At 69.9% G+C, this 17,081-nt stretch carries 21 protein-coding genes and 3 tRNA genes; 13 read left to right on the plus strand and 11 right to left on the minus strand.

Translation table 11 applies throughout. The annotated features are described in order from the left end of the window. Positions 1-29 precede the first annotated feature (29 nt). The gene (locus PUW82_RS03360; protein ID WP_274220924.1) at positions 30-1,154 is read left to right on the plus strand and encodes an adenosine deaminase family protein; all 1,125 of its coding nucleotides are present in this window, start codon (positions 30-32) and stop codon (positions 1,152-1,154) included. 85 nt (positions 1,155-1,239) lie between these two features. Here PUW82_RS03360 and PUW82_RS03365 read toward each other — a convergent pair whose 3' ends face one another. The 4 genes from PUW82_RS03365 to PUW82_RS03380 form a co-directional block, all read right to left on the minus strand. Continuing rightward, positions 1,240-2,829 (minus strand): DEAD/DEAH box helicase, encoded by a 1,590-nt coding sequence (locus PUW82_RS03365; protein WP_274220925.1) that lies wholly within the window; start codon positions 2,827-2,829, stop codon positions 1,240-1,242. Between the two features lie 202 nt (positions 2,830-3,031). Next, positions 3,032-3,292 (minus strand): glutaredoxin family protein, encoded by a 261-nt coding sequence (locus PUW82_RS03370; protein ID WP_274220926.1) that lies wholly within the window; start codon positions 3,290-3,292, stop codon positions 3,032-3,034. A 19-nt stretch (positions 3,293-3,311) separates the two neighbouring features. Next, positions 3,312-4,439: a glycosyltransferase gene (locus PUW82_RS03375; protein ID WP_274220927.1), complete on the minus strand. Its 1,128-nt coding sequence runs from the start codon at positions 4,437-4,439 to the stop codon at positions 3,312-3,314. A gap of 94 nt (positions 4,440-4,533) precedes the next feature. After that, positions 4,534-5,688: a polysaccharide deacetylase family protein gene (locus PUW82_RS03380; protein ID WP_274220928.1), complete on the minus strand. Its 1,155-nt coding sequence runs from the start codon at positions 5,686-5,688 to the stop codon at positions 4,534-4,536. Positions 5,689-5,810: 122 nt separating this feature from the next. Between PUW82_RS03380 and PUW82_RS03385 the strand changes: the two genes are divergently transcribed. From PUW82_RS03385 to PUW82_RS03400, 4 genes are all read left to right on the plus strand, one after another. Further along, complete coding sequence (locus tag PUW82_RS03385) at positions 5,811-6,689, plus strand: DUF72 domain-containing protein (RefSeq protein WP_274220929.1); 879 nt, start codon at positions 5,811-5,813, stop codon at positions 6,687-6,689. Further along, positions 6,686-6,823, plus strand: a complete 138-nt coding sequence (locus tag PUW82_RS03390; protein ID WP_274220930.1) for a hypothetical protein — start codon at positions 6,686-6,688, stop codon at positions 6,821-6,823. Before PUW82_RS03385 ends, PUW82_RS03390 begins: the two co-directional genes overlap by 4 nt. Before the next feature lie 65 nt (positions 6,824-6,888). Then, the gene (locus PUW82_RS03395) at positions 6,889-7,422 is read left to right on the plus strand and encodes a thermonuclease family protein (protein WP_274220931.1); all 534 of its coding nucleotides are present in this window, start codon (positions 6,889-6,891) and stop codon (positions 7,420-7,422) included. A 41-nt stretch (positions 7,423-7,463) separates the two neighbouring features. After that, positions 7,464-7,922, plus strand: coding sequence for a hypothetical protein (locus tag PUW82_RS03400; RefSeq protein WP_274220932.1), 459 nt, complete (start codon positions 7,464-7,466; stop codon positions 7,920-7,922). Positions 7,923-7,931: 9 nt separating this feature from the next. Here PUW82_RS03400 and PUW82_RS03405 read toward each other — a convergent pair whose 3' ends face one another. Beyond that, positions 7,932-8,342, minus strand: coding sequence for a RidA family protein (locus tag PUW82_RS03405; protein WP_274220933.1), 411 nt, complete (start codon positions 8,340-8,342; stop codon positions 7,932-7,934). Positions 8,343-8,419: 77 nt separating this feature from the next. Here PUW82_RS03405 and PUW82_RS03410 point away from each other — a divergent pair, with 77 nt between their 5' ends. Both PUW82_RS03410 and PUW82_RS03415 read left to right on the plus strand, forming a co-directional pair. Further along, complete coding sequence (locus tag PUW82_RS03410) at positions 8,420-8,842, plus strand: winged helix-turn-helix transcriptional regulator (RefSeq protein ID WP_274220934.1); 423 nt, start codon at positions 8,420-8,422, stop codon at positions 8,840-8,842. Continuing rightward, the gene (locus tag PUW82_RS03415) at positions 8,839-9,084 is read left to right on the plus strand and encodes a hypothetical protein (protein WP_274220935.1); all 246 of its coding nucleotides are present in this window, start codon (positions 8,839-8,841) and stop codon (positions 9,082-9,084) included. The genes PUW82_RS03410 and PUW82_RS03415 overlap by 4 nt, the downstream gene beginning before the upstream one ends. 43 nt (positions 9,085-9,127) lie before the next feature. Here the strand turns inward: PUW82_RS03415 and PUW82_RS03420 are convergent, their stop codons facing one another. Together PUW82_RS03420 and PUW82_RS03425 are read right to left on the minus strand one after the other, a co-directional pair. Then, positions 9,128-9,520, minus strand: a complete 393-nt coding sequence (locus PUW82_RS03420) for an MmcQ/YjbR family DNA-binding protein (protein ID WP_337994538.1) — start codon at positions 9,518-9,520, stop codon at positions 9,128-9,130. Further along, positions 9,517-9,858, minus strand: coding sequence for a hypothetical protein (locus PUW82_RS03425; protein ID WP_274220936.1), 342 nt, complete (start codon positions 9,856-9,858; stop codon positions 9,517-9,519). The genes PUW82_RS03420 and PUW82_RS03425 overlap by 4 nt, the downstream gene beginning before the upstream one ends. A 74-nt stretch (positions 9,859-9,932) precedes the next feature. Between PUW82_RS03425 and PUW82_RS03430 the strand changes: the two genes are divergently transcribed. Beyond that, positions 9,933-10,151 (plus strand): hypothetical protein, encoded by a 219-nt coding sequence (locus PUW82_RS03430; RefSeq protein ID WP_274220937.1) that lies wholly within the window; start codon positions 9,933-9,935, stop codon positions 10,149-10,151. A 42-nt stretch (positions 10,152-10,193) separates the two neighbouring features. After that, positions 10,194-10,577: a hypothetical protein gene (locus tag PUW82_RS03435; RefSeq protein WP_274220938.1), complete on the plus strand. Its 384-nt coding sequence runs from the start codon at positions 10,194-10,196 to the stop codon at positions 10,575-10,577. A 79-nt stretch (positions 10,578-10,656) separates the two neighbouring features. On the opposite strand, the gene PUW82_RS03440 is transcribed toward PUW82_RS03435, so the two are convergent. The 3 genes from PUW82_RS03440 to PUW82_RS03450 form a co-directional block, all read right to left on the minus strand. Further along, positions 10,657-10,729 (minus strand) — tRNA-Phe (locus PUW82_RS03440). A 70-nt stretch (positions 10,730-10,799) separates the two neighbouring features. Next, positions 10,800-10,873 (minus strand) — tRNA-Asp (locus PUW82_RS03445). Between the two features lie 21 nt (positions 10,874-10,894). Then, positions 10,895-10,967: transfer RNA gene (locus tag PUW82_RS03450), tRNA-Glu, on the minus strand. Positions 10,968-11,213: 246 nt separating this feature from the next. Here PUW82_RS03450 and PUW82_RS03455 point away from each other — a divergent pair. Further along, the gene (locus tag PUW82_RS03455) at positions 11,214-12,653 is read left to right on the plus strand and encodes a M23 family metallopeptidase (RefSeq protein WP_274220939.1); all 1,440 of its coding nucleotides are present in this window, start codon (positions 11,214-11,216) and stop codon (positions 12,651-12,653) included. A 69-nt stretch (positions 12,654-12,722) separates the two neighbouring features. On the opposite strand, the gene PUW82_RS03460 is transcribed toward PUW82_RS03455, so the two are convergent. Continuing rightward, positions 12,723-13,256, minus strand: a complete 534-nt coding sequence (locus PUW82_RS03460) for an inorganic diphosphatase (protein WP_274220940.1) — start codon at positions 13,254-13,256, stop codon at positions 12,723-12,725. A gap of 161 nt (positions 13,257-13,417) precedes the next feature. On the opposite strand from PUW82_RS03460, the gene tilS reads away from it, so the two are divergent. The 3 genes from tilS (at position 13,418) to ftsH (ending at position 17,073) form a co-directional block, all read left to right on the plus strand. After that, a complete protein-coding gene (gene tilS, locus PUW82_RS03465; RefSeq protein ID WP_274220941.1) occupies positions 13,418-14,419 on the plus strand; it encodes a tRNA lysidine(34) synthetase TilS in 1,002 nt (333 codons plus the stop codon). A 9-nt stretch (positions 14,420-14,428) separates the two neighbouring features. Continuing rightward, on the plus strand, positions 14,429-14,980 hold the full coding sequence (gene hpt / locus PUW82_RS03470) for a hypoxanthine phosphoribosyltransferase (RefSeq protein ID WP_210006773.1): 552 nt from the start codon (positions 14,429-14,431) through the stop codon (positions 14,978-14,980). 77 nt (positions 14,981-15,057) lie between these two features. After that, positions 15,058-17,073 carry an ATP-dependent zinc metalloprotease FtsH gene (ftsH, locus tag PUW82_RS03475; RefSeq protein ID WP_274220942.1) on the plus strand — a complete coding sequence of 672 codons (2,016 nt, stop codon included), beginning with the start codon at positions 15,058-15,060 and terminating at the stop codon, positions 17,071-17,073. Positions 17,074-17,081: the final 8 nt, after the last annotated feature.

The following is a 17,081-nucleotide window of genomic DNA, read 5'->3' on the forward strand; positions in this document are numbered from 1 at the left end:
CCTTTCCGCCTCGACGCACGAACGGCACCATGACCCTCGCACCGCCCCTTCCCGCCGCGTACCTCCAGCGTCTGCCGAAGGCCGACCTGCACTGCCACCTCATCGGCACCGTGCGGGCGTCGACCTTCGCCGAGCTGGCCCGGCGCGAGTCGCTCGCGCTGCCCGCCGACCCCGAGCGCATCTTCGCCGACATCAACTCGCTGCCGCCCGACCCCGCGCTGTACCGCAACACCCGCATCCCGGTGCCCCAGGAGCGGGCCGCCGACGAGCCCGAGGTGTCGTACTCGCTGTTCCAGGTGTCGAACTGGGTCGTCGAGGTGCTGCGGGATGCCGACGACCTGACGCGCATCGTCTACGAGGCGTTCGAGGACGCCCACCGCACGAGCGGCACGCGCCACCTCGAGCTGTTCTTCGACGCCCTGCCGCCGCACCTCGAGTTACTCGGATACCGCGGCGCGGTCGAGGCCTACGCCGAAGGCATCCGGATGGCCGAGCGCGACTTCGGTATGACCGGACTGATGATCCAGGGCATCGACCGCAGCCGTAGCGGCGAGGAGGCGCTCGAGGTCGTGCGCCGCGTCGTCGACAACCCGCATGCGTACGTCGGGGGCATCGGTCTCGACAATCTCGAGACGGCCGGTCCGCCCGAGCGCTTCGCCGACGCCTACCGCCTGGCGGGAGAGGCCGGGCTCGGTCGCACGGCGCACTCGTCCGAGCACGCGCCCACCGCGGTCAACACGATCACCTGCCTCGACGTTCTCGGCTGCGACCGCATCGACCACGGCTACTACGTGCTCGAGGATGACGCCGTCGTGGCCCGCATGCGCGACGAGCAGGTGTCGTTCACGGTCGCTTCCACGACGTCGCGGCGCTCGTGGCGTCCGTGGCGGCGCGCGTCGATCGCCGCGATGCTGGAGGCCGGGCTCAACGTCATCCCGTGCTCCGACGACCCGGGGATGTTCCCCACCACCCTCGCTTCCGAGTACGGCATCGTCTCGGAGCAGATCGGGGCGACGCACGCGCAGATCCGGCGCATGGCGGTCGCCTCGTTCGAGGCGTCCTGGCTGCCCGCCGAGCTCCGCGCCCAGCGCGTGGCCGAGGTGACCCGAGAGCTGGATGCTCTCGACGCGGAGTTCTCGCTCGTCGCGGACTGACCCCCGGACAGCACAAAGGTGGCGCGCCCGCCGGGAATCCTCGTGAGGTTCCCGGCGCACGCGCCACCTTTTCGTGTCGGGGGGCTCAGCGACCCGAGCGGCGACCGGCGCTGTTCGGGCGCACGACCGAGCCCACCGTCAGCTTGCCGCCGGACGCGGCGCCGTTCGAGGTTGCGCGGCGACCGGTGCGACGCGGGTTGCCCGCGGGCGCGGCATCCCGGCTCTCGCGGGCCGGGCGCTCGGCGGGCTGACCACCGCGTGCCGACTGCTGGCCGCGGCTCTGCTGACCGCCCTGGCCGCCGGTGCGCGCGGCCTGACCGTCGCGACCGCCGGCTGCGCCCTGGCCCTGACCGCGTCCACCGCGTCCACGACCGCCGGAGCGACCGCCGCCGGTCGACGCGCCACCCTCGCGGGCATCGCGCGCGGCGCGCTTGCGCTGGGCGTTCGCACCCTGGCTCGTGCCACGCGGAGCGGCCTCGACCGGCGCGGGGGTGACGTAGGGCGCCACCGTGCCGACGAGGGCCGCGACGGCGGGCGAGGTGGCCGTCACGCTCTGCGGCGTGACCGTGATGGCGGCCTTGCGCAGCAGATCCTTGACGTCGCGCTCCTGGCCCGGCAGCACCAGGGTGACCACGGCGCCCTCGGCGCCGGCACGGGCGGTGCGGCCCGAGCGGTGCAGGTACGCCTTGTGCTCCATGGGCGGGTCGACGTGCACGACCAGCTCGACGTCGTCGACGTGCACACCGCGGGCGGCGACGTCGGTCGCGACGAGCACCTTCGCCGAGCCCGACGAGAACGCGGCGAGGTTGCGGTCGCGCTGCGGCTGCGACAGGTTGCCGTGCAGGTCGACCGAGGGGATGCCCTGCGCGGTCAGCTGCTTGGCGAGCTTCTTCGCGGCGTGCTTGGTGCGCGTGAAGAGGATGCGGCGGCCCATGCCCGAGGCGAGGGCGGTGACGACATCCTTCTTCTCGTCGGCGCCGGCCAGGTGGAACAGGTGGTGCGTCATCGCGGCGACGGGGGAGTGCGCCTCGTCGACGGAGTGCAGCACCTCGTTCTGCAGGAAGCGCTTGACGAGCTTGTCCACGCCGTTGTCGAGGGTCGCGCTGAACAGCATCCGCTGTCCGTCGCGCGGCGTCTTGTCGAGGATGCGGGTGACGGCCGGCAGGAAGCCGAGGTCGGCCATGTGGTCGGCCTCGTCGATGACGGTGATCTCGACGGCGTCGAGGGTGAGGTGACGCTGCTGCAGCAGGTCTTCGAGGCGGCCCGGGCAGGCCACGACGATGTCGACGCCGGCGTTCAGCGCCTGCACCTGACGGTTCTGGTTGACGCCGCCGAAGATCGTGGTCGTCTTCATGCCGTACGCGGCAGCGAGCGGCTCGAGGGTCGCGTTGATCTGCGTCGCGAGCTCACGCGTGGGAGCGAGGACGAGACCCAGGATGCGGGTGGCGCGGCGCGACCCGCCGGCGAGCTCGCCCCCGAGGCGCGCGGCCATGGGGATCGAGAAGGCCAGGGTCTTGCCCGAGCCGGTCTTGCCGCGGCCGAGCACGTCGCGCCCGGCGAGGGTGTCGGGAAGCGTGTCGACCTGGATCGGGAAGGCGGTCGTCTTGCCGTCCTTCGCGAGGGCCTCGACGAGAGGAGCGGGCACGCCGAGCGTGCGGAAAGTGGTGTCAGTCATGGGGAGCGTTCTCCGGGCACACGTCGGCGCCCTGATCGGTGGCCCGGATGCGGGTGCGCATGCGGGTTCGCCGTACGAAAGTGTCCGCGGGGTCGTGACCCGATGAGCGGAAGGCGTTCTACGACGCGTGCGGCACGAGTGCGCCGCAGGAACCACCAGTCTATCAGGGCCGGTCGATCAGCCCGCCCGGCCCGGAGAACGGTCAGATGAGCGAGAGCTCGCGCAGCTTGGCCGCGACGTCGTCGTTGCTCGGCTCGACGTGGTGCGTCGCGTCGGGGTAGACCACGACCGGAATCTGCGTGCGGCCGGAGATGTCGCGCGCGACGTCGGCGGCGGCGGGGTCGGCCTCGAGGTCGACGTAGGTGTAGGTGACGCCGAGCTCGTCGAGCTGCGCCTTCGTGCGGCGGCAGTCGCGGCACCAGGCGGCGCCGAACATCGTGATGGTGTCGGAGGGAACGCTCATCCCTCCAGCGTACGACCGCTCAGTACTCGATGGCGCGGGCCCGCTCGCGTGTGGGTTCGAGCACGGGGGTGACGCGCTGCTTCTTGGGCGCGTAGACGACGAGGGCGTGGAAGACGAACCGCACGACGAAGGCCGCGACGAGGGTCAGCCCCGCCGCGATGACGCTGGGGATGTGGGCGTTCTCCACCAGCACCCACAGCACGGGGATGCGGATGATCGCCTCGGCGTTGTTGAACGTGAAGGATTTGAGGAACCGCTGCGTCATCGAGCCGGACTCGGAGCGCATGTCCGAGAAGACGAGGTACTCCAGCAGCAGGAAGTTGCTGATGATGGTGATCTCGCTGGCGATGATCGACGCCGGCAGGTAGTCCATGCCGAGGCGGATGAGGCCCCACATGATCACGAGGTTCGCGATCGCGCCGACCCCGCCGACGAGGGCGAACGCCGACATGCGGCCGAAGCGGAGCATGAGCAGCTGCGTGAGGAACCGGATGCCCTGCGTGAAGGTGGCCTTCGATGCTCCGGCGTACCGCGGCGCGAACGCGAACGGCACTTCCGAGACGCGCAGGTGGCGGCGGGCGAGGATCTCGAGCAGGATCTTGAAGCCGCGCGGACGCAACGCATCGATGTCGATCGCGTCGCGGTCGACGAGGAAAAAGCCGGTCATCGGGTCGCTGCATTCGCCGAGCTTGCGCGGGAACATCGACTTCGTCAGCAGCGTCGAGGCGCGCGACACGGTCGTGCGGGTCGCGTCGGCGAGGCCCTTCGAGTCGCCGCCGGCGATGTACCGCGAGGCCACCACGACGTCGACGTCGCCGCGGTCGGCGCGGGCGAGCAGGCGCGGGATGTCCTCGGGCGGGTGCTGCAGGTCGCCGTCCATGACGAGGCACCACGAGGATGCCGCTGCCTTCATGCCCTCGACGACCGCGCCACCGAGCCCGGCGACGGGGGCGTCGCGGTGGATGAGGCGCACCGGGAAGTCGGTGTGAGCCGCGGCCCGCTCGATGATCTGCGGGGTGTCGTCGGTCGAGTCGTCGACGAAGACGACCTCGATCATTCGATCGTCGACCGCGTCGCCGATGCGCCGAAGCAGCTCCACGACGTTCGGACCTTCGTTGAAGGTCGGGACGACGATCGTCAGATCCATATGCGCTCGCGATTCCGAGAGGACGGGGGAATTCACACAGTACTGAGGATTGTTATGGGGACAACCGGTTGAACTTTCGGAAATGCCCTGAGATTCACCCGATGGCCTTCCGCAGGTCATCTACGGTCATCCCGTAGTTGATCCGGACGGTCGGAAGCGCGAGCTTGTCGGTGCCGATCGCGACGTAGCCCGGCTCGATCGTGCGGGCCATCTCGAAGCCGGCATCCGCCACCGCCTGCTTCGCGGCGTCGTCGTGATGCCCGAAGGGGTAGGCGATGACCTCCTTCGTGCCGCCGAGAACGCCCGCCGACGTCTCGAGGTCGGCGACGATCTCGTCGTGCGACCAGTTGACGATGCGGCCCTGACCGTCGGCCCCGGCGGTGTGCATGTCGTGGGTGTGCGAGCGCTTGAGGACGTACGGCGTCAGCTCGGGACCGGCTCCGTTGACCGTGATGACGAAGGATGTCGTCATCACGCGGTACTTCTCGACCAGCGGCACCGCCAGCTCGAGCCACGTGGGGTCGGCGTCGTCGTCGGTGATGATCACCGAGCGATCGGGCAGGAACAGGCGCCCGTCGATGAACGCGCTGAGCTCGGCCCACGTCGGCAGGTAGAACTGCTGCTCCGCGATGTACGCGAGGTGCGCCTCCCAGTCGCCGACGAACGCGTAGTTGCCACGGAGCCACCCCGACTCGCCCTCGGGCTTCGTCGTGAACTGGTGGTACATCAGGATCGGCACCCGCGTCGCGGCGGCCGCATTCGCATCGGGGGCCATCCACGCGGCGTGCACCGTGCGTTCGCGTGCGTCGCAGGCGACGGCATCCGCGCCGTTCAGGCGTCCGGGGATCGACAGGGCCGCGGCGTCGTCGGTGGTGGCGTACCACCCGGCGAAGACCTGGCCGTCGCGGGCGGGGATCGGCAGCGCCGTGTACAGCTGGCCCTGCGTCTCGAGGACGGGCGGGATGTCGACGCCGTCGCCCGCGAACGAGACGGCGCAGGTGTTCGGGTCGGTCGAGCCGGCGAGCAGCTGCTGCGCCGGGGTGAGCGGTGTCGGCGAGGGGGTCGGGGTGCCCGTCGGCGTGGAACCGGATGCCGCGGAGCGCTCGGCCGCATCGGCCCGGAGCATCGCGTCGACCGCGAACCAGCCCGCGACGGCGCCGACCGCGGTCACGGCGGCGATCGCGACCCCGATGCCCACCGCCCGTCGCGTGCGGCGCCGCTGCGCGTTCGTGCGACGTGTTGCGGCCATCGTTCCCCCTGTTGCGTGGCGGTGTTCTCGTCGAATCCTAGGGCGACGGGCGGTGCTAGCCCCGCGCGTCTGTGGACGACAAGCCCCTTCGCTCCGCGTGCTCGATCGGGTAGTCCTGGAGCATGAGCTCTCTCGCCCCGCCCGAACCCGCGGGGCGCGTGCGCGTCGGTATCTCGGGGTGGCGCTACGCCGGATGGCGTGGCGATTTCTATCCGCGGGGACTCGCGCAGCGGCGCGAGCTGGAATACGTCGGGCAGCGGATGACGACGGCGGAACTGAACGGATCGTTCTACTCGCTGCAGCGCCCATCGAGCTATCAGCGGTGGCGCAGCGAGGTGCCGGAGTCGTTCGTCTTCGCCGTGAAGGGCTCGCGCTATGTGACGCACATGCTGCGGCTGCGCGGCGTCGAGACGGCGCTGGCGAACTTCTTCGCCTCGGGGGTGCTCGCGCTCGGTCCGCAGCTCGGGCCGGTGCTGTGGCAACTGCCCGAGCGCGAGGAGTTCGACCCCGACGTGCTCGAGGAGTTCCTTGCGGTGCTGCCGAGAACGATGAGCGAGGCGCTCGCCCTCGCCGAGCGCCATGACGCGCGGCTCGACGGTCGCGCGTGGCTGCAGATCGACGACGACCGCCCGATCCATCACGCCCTCGAACCGAGGTCGGCCGGCTTCGGAACGGATGCCGCTGTCGCGCTGCTCCGCGCCCGCGACACCGCGCTCGTCGTCGCCGGCACCGCCGGGCGCTTCCCGCGGTTCGACGAGGTCACGACCGGCGACCACGTGTACGTGCGGCTGCACGGGGCGACCGACCTGTATGCCAGCGGATACACCGACGCTGAGCTCGACGAATGGGCCGACCGCATCCGCGGCTGGGCCGACGGCACGGCGGCATCCGATGGTCGTCCGCGTGACGTGTGGGTCTACTTCGACAACGACGCCCGCGGACGCGCGCCGCACGATGCCGTCGCGCTGGCTGCGCGATTCGGTGGGGTGGGGGAGCGGTGAGTGCGAATCCGGTGCCGTGGGCGTGCCCCACGTGCGGTGATCCGCTGCGATTCGAGATCCTCGACGACGAGGCGTTCATCGTCGCGTGGTCGTGCCTGAACTGCGGACTCGTCCGGGTCACCGAGCCGACATAGCGCCCGGCGCTCCTGGCGCGGCGTGGGGAGTTCCCTCGCGCGCACGCCTCGGTGACACTGGTTCCATGTCGAGAGCGAGCATGCGATGCGCGTCCGCGTCGCTGCTCATGATCACCGCCGTCGCCGCCGCGACCGCGTGCACGCCGCCGCCCGATCCGGACGAGACGCGCAGCGTGGTGATGGTCAGCAGCGCAGCGGTCACGTCCGTGATCGACGGCGACACCCTCGTCGTGAGGACCGTCGACGGCCCGGAGCGGCTTCGGATCATCGGCGTCGACACCCCGGAGATCGGTCGCGACGGCGCCGCCGACGAATGCTACGCGCAGGAAGCGCGTGCGTTCGTCGACGAGGCTCTCTCGGGCCGCATCGTGCAGATCTATCCGGACTCAACCCAGGACGACGTCGACCGGTACGGGCGCCTGCTCCGACACGTCCAGATCGACGGGCGCCAGGTGGCCGAGATGGTCATCGCGGCGGGCGCGGGCGTCGAGTACACCTACGACGCGGCCTACGCCGGTCAGGAAGCGCACCTGGCGGCGCAGGATGATGCGCGCGAACACCGGCGCGGGCTCTGGGGTGCGTGCGGAGGTCGAGGATGACCGGCCGGCGTGACGCGAGCCATCGTCCCCGCGGTGACGGGATGACCTTCCGCACTCTCGCCGGCATCGTGTTCGGCGTGCTGATGGGCCTCATCCTCGCGGGGTGCGCGGGAGAGGACCGGCTGACGCTCGACGATGCCCGCGCGATGACCGACGGCGTGATGCGCGCGATCGCGGACGAGGTTCCGGGCGGCGTCGTCGAGGACGTGTCCGCCGACTCGCCCTACCTCCGGTGCGGCAACGGCTATACCTATAGCGCCCGATGGGCCGTGACCCCCGATGAGGCCTTCCGCGGAGAGGACTTCGTTCGCGATCTCCCGGGTCGGCTGGGTGAGGATTTCGTCATCGACGAGGAGGTCGTGGACGTGTCGTATCCCGCGGTCGCGTTGAACCACGCCAGCGGCATCATCCTCGACGTCATCATCGCGGACGTCGATGGCAGGGAAGTCGTTGATGTCTACGCCATCGCTCCGTGCGCGTCGGGCGAACTGCCCGAGTAGGGCGGTGGCTCAGTCGAGGATCGCGGTGGCCTCCACCTCGACCCGGACGTCGGGCTCGAAGAGATAGTCCACTCCGATGAGTGACGCGGGCGGCAGGGGAACGGGGAGCCCGATCTCTGCGGCCACCTCATGAACGCCGGCCATGAAGGCGTCGATCTGGTCGGGGCTCCAGCCGGTCACGTAGAAGGTCAAGCGGATGACGTCGGCGAATGAGGCATCCGCGCTGGTCAGGCCGGCATGAGTGTTGCGTAAGGCCTGGGCGACCTGACCGGCGAGGTCGCCGGGGGATGTCGGTGCGCCGTCGGCGTCGCGCGCGATCTGACCGGCGACGTGGACATGACGGGAACCCGAGCCCACGGCGACGTGGTGGTACGGGACGGGCTGCATCAAGGTCTCGGGGGAGAACAAGCGAACGGTCATGGTGACTCCTGTCATCAGGTTGGCGGTATCCCATGACTACCTGGTGGTCCGCGGTACCTTCAACGAGACTGGGTAGCGTGACCGATACCGCCACCCATAGCGACGACCGTTTCGACATCGCCGCGCCGCATCGCGAACTGCTCGACCAGGTGCTCGACAAGTGGTCACTCGCGGTGCTGAACGAGCTGTGCGCGCAGCCGGCGCGGTTCAGTGCGTTGCGGCGTGCCATCCCCGCGGTCACCCAGAAGTCGCTCACCGCGACGCTTCGCCGACTCGAGCGCAACGGGATCGTCGAACGCGTCGTTCTGGGAACCCGGCCGGTAGCGGTCGAGTACCGCATCACCGCGCTCGGCAAGACGCTACGCCCGCCCGTCGACATCATCCTCAACTGGATCGAGGCGTACCTGCCGAGCATCGAGGACGCCCGGCGGCGCTTCGACGAGGCGATGGACGGGCCGTCCTCGACGCAGGAGTATGAGGCCGGGGAGCGGATGGCGTGAGCGAAGACGACTTCGGGCGTCGACCGGCCGCTCTCCCCGAGGGTGCGCACCGCGCACGGCCCGCACTGGCTCGTTGGACTCGTGCGACGGCCGCCATCGCCTGCGTCGTTGCCGGCGCGGTGCTCGTTATTCGGGGACTGGCGGCGGGCGACACCCTGTGGCTCTGGCTCGGCGTCGGGTTGCTGGTCCTCGGAACCAGCGGTGTGTTCGCCGCGATGTGGATGTTCCGCCGCGGGCTCTGACGGTCAGGCCCGGATGCCGCCGACCACGTCGTGAGCCGGCGGGCTACTCGTCATGCTTGCCGAACGTGGTCGGGTCGACGGGTCGCTTCGCTTTCGGGAGGCGTTCGACCACCAGCAGGTACGAGTCGGTGACGAGGTCTTCGACGAGTTCCGCATCGATCGACGGCCCGCTGCGGACGGTGATCCAGTGCTTCTTGTTCATGTGATAGCCCGGGGAGATCTCGGGTAGCGCCTCGCAGAGCATCTGGCCGTCCGCGGGGTCCACTTTGACGGTGGTGAGCGGTTCGCCTCGCAGCGCGGTCTGGAGCAGGAACACTTTGCCTCCGACCTTCCAGACGTCCCACTCGGGGCCGAAGGGGTAGGAGAGCTCGGCCCCGGGAAGAGTCCCGGCCCGGGCCGCGGCGACCTGGTGCAGCTGCTCGCCGTCCACCGTCATGCCTCCGATTCCTTCGTATCTGGTGACGACGCGAGCGCGGGAAACTCGGCGAACGGCTCGTCGCCGTGAGGCGCCAGTTCGAGATAGCTGAGCTGCCCTCGGTCGACGAAGAGCAGGAGCGTCGCGCCGGGGATCTCGGCGCTCAGCACGGTTCGGACCTCGATGTCCCTGGAGGGCGAAGCGTCGCCGATCAGCTGGATGGACGGGCAGGTGCCGCAGCTGCAGGCTTCGCCCGCCTTCGCCCTGGTGAGGCGCTCGCGCAGGTGGTCCCGCTCGTCGGTCCCGAGCGCCGGGTCGCCCGGCAACGGGTCACCGTTGTCGATGAGGAACGTCGCCACCGAACGTTCGCGCTGCGTGAGCTCTCTCCCCATGGCGCCACGGTACAGCGATGCGCGGCGGCTAGAGTCGCGTCATGACACGAGGGCAGCGCGCCGCCGGTATCGCATTCGCCTCGCTGATCGCGGTCGCCGGCCTGATCCTGCTCATCTTCGTTCCTTCCGGCGAAGGCCCCGATCGGGGACTCTTCGGCGCGCTCGACGCAGAGGGGAAGATGCTCGGCCTGCTCGCGTTCCTGTCGTCCCTGGTCATGATCGGCGTCTTCGCCTTCTCCCGCCGCGGCAACCGGTCATAGCGTGTCGACCGGTGCGCCAGGGCGGGGGCCCGTCTCATGGAGATGACGCTCAGTGACGGTGAATGGGCGCAACGGGCCGACACCTGGGGCGTCGTGGTTCTCAGCGTCATCGTGGCCGTGCTCTTTCCCGTCGTGACGTGGCGGAAATCGGCGCAGGAGGACCTCCTCCGAGAGAAGGTGCTGCACTCGCCACGCGGTGGCGTTCTGACCGGGGTGAGCGTGCTCAGCGCGGTGCTGGTCGTCGCCGGCGCGCCTTTCGTCTTCCTCGCCACCCGATACGCCTTCGTGTGGGTGGCGGTCGCGCTGGTCGCGAGCGCGCTTCTGTCCGTCCTCATCTACGCGGTGCGGTACGTCCGGGTGCGACGGCTGATGGAGCGGGAGATCGCTCGGGAGCAAGCTCTACCGACGGCCGACCGGGAACCCTGATCTCACCAGGGCAAAGCAAAACCCCCGCCATGTAGAAGCTAGGCGAGGGTTTCTGGGCTGATTGTAATGATCAGCCGTGTGGCTCCGACGGGCGTCGATCCCGTGACCTCACGATTTTCAGTCGTGCGCTCTACCAACTGAGCTACAGAGCCGCATGGCGTCATGGAAGCCATGTCCTAGACGAAAGGCCCTCTGGAAACCAAAGGGCCCGTCGCTTTAGAGCGACCCTGACGGGACTTGAACCCGCGACCTCCGCCGTGACAGGGCGGCACGCTAACCAACTGCGCTACAGGGCCATGCTTATTAAGTTGTGGGAGTGACCCCAACGGGATTCGAACCCGTGCTACCGCCGTGAAAGGGCGGCGTCCTAGGCCGCTAAACGATGGGGCCGAGCGAACCCAGACCCGGGAGTCAAACGTTCACGCTTACCGAGGAGTAAGCATATGCGATCCCCGGCGGATGTGCGAATCGAGCGCGTGGCGTCCGGCTCCCGGGCGTGTCGGCGGGGCAGGATGAGGCTGTCATCGCTCCGGTCGCCGGCATATCTGCCGCCGGTGACTTCGTCTGCGCTTCTCGCTTGGGACGTGTGTTGCTACTGTGACCAGAGTTGCCCACGCGATATGGAGGATCACCCGCGTGAGATACGAAAGCCTCGAATCCCCCGAAGACTGCGGTTGCGCCCCGACGCCCGCAGAGAGCAAGAAGCTGTCTCAGCTGATCTCGCGCCGCAGTGCGCTCGGTCTCGGCGCTGTCGGCTTCGTCGCCGCGACCGCGTTCCTGTCGCCCGGCATCCCCGCCGCCCTCGCCATCGAGGGCTACCCCTCGTGGGAGGACGTGCAGCGGGCTAAGGCGAACGAGCAGGCCAAGGGCGCGGAGATCGCCCGCATCGAGAAGCTCATCGCTGATCTGACCGCCGACGTCGCGTACAAGCAGGCCGAGGCCGAGCGTCTCGGCCAGGAGTACGCGCAGGCGCAGGCGGACTTCGAGGATGCCGCGTACCGAGCCGACGCGTTGCAGGCCGAGGCCGACGCGCAGGCGGCCGTCGCGCTCGAGTCGGCCCGCCGCGCGGGCAAGCTCGCCGCGCAGCTGTATCGCAACGGCGGCGACGACACGAGCCTGCGGCTGTTCTTCTCCGACTCGGCAGCCAGCGCCGACGACCTGCTCGCGCGTCTGGGCACCATGGACAAGCTCCTGCAGGCCAACCGCGGCGTCTACACCGACGCCGTCGCCGCGCGCGAGACCGCGCAGAGCCTCAGCGACCAGGCCGGCGTGGCCCGCGACGAGCGCGACCGCCTGCAGAAGGAAGCTGCGCAGAAGATGGCTGCCGCACAGGATGCCGCTGCCGCTGCGCAGGCCGCCCTCGAAGAGCAGACCGCCAACATGGCCACCCTCGAGGCGCAGCTCGCCGCGCTGAAGGACGAGACCGCGACCACCGTCGCCGGTTACCAGGCCGGCGTCGAGGAGCAGCGTCGCCGCGACGAGGAGCGTCGTCGCCGCGAGCGCGAAGAGGCCGCCCGACGCGCAGCCGAGGAAGAGGCTCGCCGCCAGGCGGCAGCAGCCGCGGCCGCAGCGGCCGCCGCCAACAACAACGGCGGCGGTGGCGGCGGCGGTGGCGGCGGCGGCGGCGGTGGTGGTGGCGGCGGAGCCGGCCAGGTGCAGCCGTCCGGCTGGGTGCGTCCCGGTCCCGGGTACATCTCGTCGTGGTTCGGCAACCGCGGCACCATCTGCTCGAACGGCTACTGCACGTCGGGACACCGCGGCATCGACTTCGCCGGCGGCTGCAGCGCCCCCATCTACGCGGCAGCAGCGGGACGCGTCGTCTTCGCGGCGTACAGCGGCAGCTGGGGCAACTACATCAAGGTCGACCACGGCGGCGGGATCGTCTCGGCCTACGCGCACATCCAGAACGGCGGCTACAACGTCAGCAACGGCCAGTGGGTCTCGGCCGGACAGGTCATCGCCTACGCCGGCAACACCGGCGTCTCGCAGGGCTGCCACCTGCATTTCGAGATCTACCAGGGCGGCGTTCGCATCGACCCGGCGCCGTTCCTGCGCAATCGCGGCGTCTCGGTCTGATCCCGGCGCCGAGCGCGAACGAGAAGAGGGGCGGATGTCGCGACATCCGCCCCTCTTCTCGTCTGTACGTCAGAGCGTGGTGGGCGCTTCGCCCTCACCCTGCGTCTTGGTCTGGCCCTCGTGCTCCTCGAAGCGCTCGAACGCCTCGGACACCAGGCGCTCGGCCTCGGCGGCGCCGGCCCACTCGTCGACCTTGACCCACTTGTTGGGCTCGAGGTCCTTGTAGTGCTCGAAGAAGTGGCCGATCTCGTTCTTGGTCCAGTCGTCGATGTCGCCGACATCCTGGATGTGCGCCCAGCGCGGGTCCTTCGCCAGGACCGCGACGACCTTGTCGTCGCCGCCGGCCTCGTCGCTCATCTTGAGCACGGCGACGGGGCGGACCTTCGCCAGCACGCCGGGGTAGAGGTCGCGGTCGAGCAGCACGAGCACGTCGAGCGGGTCGCCGTCTTCGCCGAGGGTGTTCTCGAAGAAGCCGTAGTTGCTGGGGTAGCCCATGGGCGTGAACAGCACGCGGTCGAGGAACACACGGCCCGTGCCGTGGTCGACTTCGTACTTCACGCGGCTGCCGCGGGGGATCTCGATGACGGCGTCGTACGCGCCCATACCTGTGCTCCTTCGATAAGACGGTGGGATGCCGCGACCAGCCTACTGGCGCAGACGTGTCGTGCCGTATACAGGCTGAGCGTGGGTGTCGCCGCCCCGGACGAGCCGCGCGAGGCCCTCAGCCTGCCGACGGCACAGCCGCGCCCGGATACCGTGGGCGCGTGCCGTCGCTGAACCCCGCCATCGCCGAGATCCGTCGCGCTGTCCGCGCCGCGCTGACCGGGCTGCCCGACGGCAGCACCGTTCTCGTCGCGCTGTCGGGCGGCGCCGACTCGCTCGCCCTGGCCGCGGCGACGGCGTTCGAGGCTCCCAAGCTCGGGCTGCGCGCGGCCTCGGTCACGGTCGACCACGGGCTGCAGGCCGGCTCGGACGAGGTCGCCCGCGCAGCCGCCCGCACCGCGGCGACGCTCGGGCTCGACCCGCTCGTCGTCCGGGTCGAGGTCCGCGCCGCCGGTGGGCCCGAGGCCGCGGCGCGCGAGGCCCGCTACGGCGCGCTGCGCGATGCGGCGCGGGATGCCGGTGCCGCGGCGGTGCTGCTCGGCCACACCCTCGACGATCAGGCCGAGTCGGTGCTGCTCGGTCTCGCGCGCGGCGCGGGCGCGACGAGCCTCGCGGGCATGGCGCCCGAGCGTATCGACGACGTGTCGGGCGTGCGCTGGCTGCGGCCCCTGCTCGAGGTCCGCCGAGCGACGACGGCCGCGGCGTGCGCCGCGGCGGGGCTCGAGCCGTGGCTCGATCCCCACAACACCGACGACCGCTTCCGCCGGGTGCGGGTGCGGGAGCGCGTGCTGCCGGTGCTCGAGGCCGAGCTGGGGCCCGGGGTGGCGGAGGCCCTGGCGCGCACCGCCGAGCAGCTGCGCGAGGACGCCCGGGCGTTCGACGACATGATTGCCGAGACGATCGAGGACATCGTCGAGCCGGCCGAGGCGGGCATCGCGATCTCGGTCGCGGCGCTCGCGGCGAACCCGCCGGCCCTGCGGCATCGCCTCATCCGCCATGTGGTGCGCAGCGAGTTCCACGAGAGCCTGACGCGCGTGCAGACCCTCGAGGTCGCCCGGCTGGTCACCGACTACACCGGTCAGGGCCCGATCGACCTGCCCGGATGCCGCGCCCGACGCGTCGGCCGGCTCATCGAGTTCTCGGCGGGTGCGGGCGACGCCTAAACTCGTCGCATGCGTGCCGCCGAGATCGCCGACCAGCTCACCGACGTCCTCGTCACCGAGGAGGAGATCCAGGCCAAGCTCGTCGAGCTCGCCGCCCGGGTCGAGGCGGATTACGAGGGCAAGGACCTCATCCTCATCGGCGTCCTCAAGGGCGCGGTCATGGTCATGGCCGACTTCGCCCGCGCGCTCAAGCGCGACATCACGATGGACTGGATGGCGGTGTCGTCGTACGGCGCGAGCACGAAGTCGAGCGGTGTCGTGCAGATCCGGAAGGACCTCGACACCGATCTGCACGGCAAGCACGTGCTCATCGTCGAGGACATCATCGACTCCGGCCTGACCCTCAGCTGGCTGCTCGAGAACTTCGAGTCGCGCGGCGCCGAGTCGCTCGAGGTGCTCGCCCTGCTGCGCAAGCCCGAGGCGGCCAAGGTCGAGATCGACTGCCGGTACGTCGGTTTCGACATCCCGAACGACTTCGTCGTGGGCTACGGCCTCGACTACGCCGAGCGCTACCGCAACCTGCGGGATGTCGCCGTGCTCGCGCCGCACGTCTACAGCTGACGCCCCGCGGGCGTCCGGTACGCCCAAAACGAACGCACAGATCGCGCATAGTCCGCGCGGGGTAGCCTGATCGGACCATGGACGTCAAGAAAGTCACGCGCAACCCGCTGATGTACGTGTTGCTCATCGGCGCGCTGCTGCTGATCGGCTTCATGCTGATCTCCAGCCTCACCGGCGCGAAGCAGATCACGACCCAGCAGGGCCTCGAGCTGCTCAGCGGCGACACCGTCACCGAGGTGCAGACCACCGACGGTGATCAGCGGGTGGATCTGACCCTCTCCGAGCCCTTCGAGGGCTCGACGCAGGTGCAGTTCTACTACACCTCCGCGCGTGCCGACGCCGTCGTCGACGCGATCGACGCGGCCAACCCGTCCGACGGGTTCAACGACGTCGTGCCCCGCCCGACCTGGGTGGACGGCTTCCTCTCGCTCATGCTGCCGCTGGTGCTGCTGGGTCTGCTGTTCTGGTTCCTCATGTCGAGTGCGCAGGGCGGCGGCAGCCGCGTCATGCAGTTCGGCAAGTCCAAGGCGAAGCTCGTCACGAAGGAGACCCCGACGGTCACCTTCGGCGACGTCGCCGGCTCGGACGAGGCGATCGAGGAGATGCAGGAGATCAAGGACTTCCTGAAGGATCCGACCAAGTTCCAGGCGGTCGGCGCCCGCATCCCGAAGGGCGTGCTGCTGTACGGCCCTCCCGGAACCGGTAAGACGCTCCTCGCGCGCGCCGTCGCGGGCGAGGCCGGTGTGCCCTTCTACTCGATCTCGGGCTCGGACTTCGTCGAGATGTTCGTCGGCGTCGGTGCGAGCCGTGTGCGCGACCTCTTCAAGGAGGCCAAGGAGAACGCCCCGGCGATCATCTTCATCGACGAGATCGACGCCGTCGGTCGCCACCGCGGCGCCGGCATGGGCGGCGGCCACGACGAGCGGGAGCAGACGCTCAACCAGATGCTCGTCGAGATGGACGGCTTCGACCCCAAGGTCTCGGTGCTCGTCATCGCCGCCACCAACCGTCCCGACATCCTCGACCCCGCCCTGCTGCGTCCGGGCCGCTTCGACCGCCAGATCGGCGTCGACGCCCCCGACCTCAAGGGCCGGCAGAAGATCCTCGAGGTGCACGGGCGCGGCAAGCCGCTCTCGCCCTCGGTCGACCTCGCGGTCATCGCGCGCAAGACGCCGGGCTTCACCGGTGCCGACCTGGCCAACGTCCTCAACGAGGCCGCGCTGCTGACCGCACGCTCGAACGCGCAGCTGATCGACATGCGCGCGCTCGACGAGGCGATCGACCGCGTCATCGCCGGTCCGCAGCGTCGCACCCGCGTCATGAAGGACAAGGAGAAGCTCATCACGGCGTACCACGAGGGCGGCCACGCCCTCGCCGCCGCAGCGATGAACCACTCCGACCCCGTGACGAAGGTGACGATCCTGCCGCGCGGCAAGGCGCTCGGCTACACGATGGTGCTGCCCCTCGAGGACAAGTACTCCGTCACCCGCAACGAGCTGCAGGATCAGCTGACCTACGCCATGGGTGGCCGCGTCGCCGAAGAGGTCGTGTTCCACGACCCCACGACCGGCGCCTCGAACGACATCGAGAAGGCCACCGGCATCGCCCGCAAGATGGTCACCGAGTACGGCATGACCACCGAGGTCGGTCCCGTCAAGCTGGGCTCGTCGTCGGGCGAGGTGTTCATGGGCCGCGACATGGGTCACGGCCGTGACTTCTCGGAGCGGATCGCCGAGCGCGTCGACGCCGAGGTGCGACTGCTGATCGAGCAGGCGCACAACGAGGCCTACGAGGTGATCAACGCGAACCGCGACGTGCTCGACAAGCTCGCGCTCGCCCTCCTCGAAGAGGAGACCCTCGACCACCTGCAGCTCGCCGAGATCTTCAAGGACATCAAGAAGCTCCCGCCGCGCGCGCAGTGGCTCTCGAGCCAGGACCGCCCGGTCTCGAACCTGCCCCCGATCGACGTCCCCAAGCGTCGCGAAGAGGCGGGGCTGGCCGCGTCGACCGTCGCCGAGACCGAGGCCGCCGCGTCCGCCGAGCGCTCGTCGCAGCGCCGCCCCTCCGGGCAGGCGCGACCCGCGACCGCGTAGGGTCGGGG

It is taken from the genome of Microbacterium thalli, from assembly GCF_028737325.1.
Lineage (GTDB): Bacteria > Actinomycetota > Actinomycetes > Actinomycetales > Microbacteriaceae > Microbacterium > Microbacterium thalli.

Coding starts and splice junctions, on each gene's coding strand:
- PUW82_RS03365 (WP_274220925.1), bottom strand. CDS start 2,829: ATGACTGACACCACTTTCCGCACGCTCGGCGTGCCCGCTCCTCTCGTC.
- PUW82_RS03430 (WP_274220937.1), top strand. CDS start 9,933: ATGACACGAGGGCAGCGCGCCGCCGGTATCGCATTCGCCTCGCTGATC.
- PUW82_RS03370 (WP_274220926.1), bottom strand. CDS start 3,292: ATGAGCGTTCCCTCCGACACCATCACGATGTTCGGCGCCGCCTGGTGC.
- PUW82_RS03400 (WP_274220932.1), top strand. CDS start 7,464: ATGACCTTCCGCACTCTCGCCGGCATCGTGTTCGGCGTGCTGATGGGC.
- PUW82_RS03380 (WP_274220928.1), bottom strand. CDS start 5,688: ATGGCCGCAACACGTCGCACGAACGCGCAGCGGCGCCGCACGCGACGG.
- PUW82_RS03395 (WP_274220931.1), top strand. CDS start 6,889: ATGTCGAGAGCGAGCATGCGATGCGCGTCCGCGTCGCTGCTCATGATC.
- PUW82_RS03360 (WP_274220924.1), top strand. CDS start 30: ATGACCCTCGCACCGCCCCTTCCCGCCGCGTACCTCCAGCGTCTGCCG.
- PUW82_RS03405 (WP_274220933.1), bottom strand. CDS start 8,342: ATGACCGTTCGCTTGTTCTCCCCCGAGACCTTGATGCAGCCCGTCCCG.
- PUW82_RS03420 (WP_337994538.1), bottom strand. CDS start 9,520: ATGACGGTGGACGGCGAGCAGCTGCACCAGGTCGCCGCGGCCCGGGCC.
- PUW82_RS03460 (WP_274220940.1), bottom strand. CDS start 13,256: ATGGGCGCGTACGACGCCGTCATCGAGATCCCCCGCGGCAGCCGCGTG.
- PUW82_RS03375 (WP_274220927.1), bottom strand. CDS start 4,439: ATGGATCTGACGATCGTCGTCCCGACCTTCAACGAAGGTCCGAACGTC.
- ftsH (WP_274220942.1), top strand. CDS start 15,058: ATGGACGTCAAGAAAGTCACGCGCAACCCGCTGATGTACGTGTTGCTC.
- PUW82_RS03385 (WP_274220929.1), top strand. CDS start 5,811: ATGAGCTCTCTCGCCCCGCCCGAACCCGCGGGGCGCGTGCGCGTCGGT.
- PUW82_RS03435 (WP_274220938.1), top strand. CDS start 10,194: ATGACGCTCAGTGACGGTGAATGGGCGCAACGGGCCGACACCTGGGGC.
- hpt (WP_210006773.1), top strand. CDS start 14,429: ATGCGTGCCGCCGAGATCGCCGACCAGCTCACCGACGTCCTCGTCACC.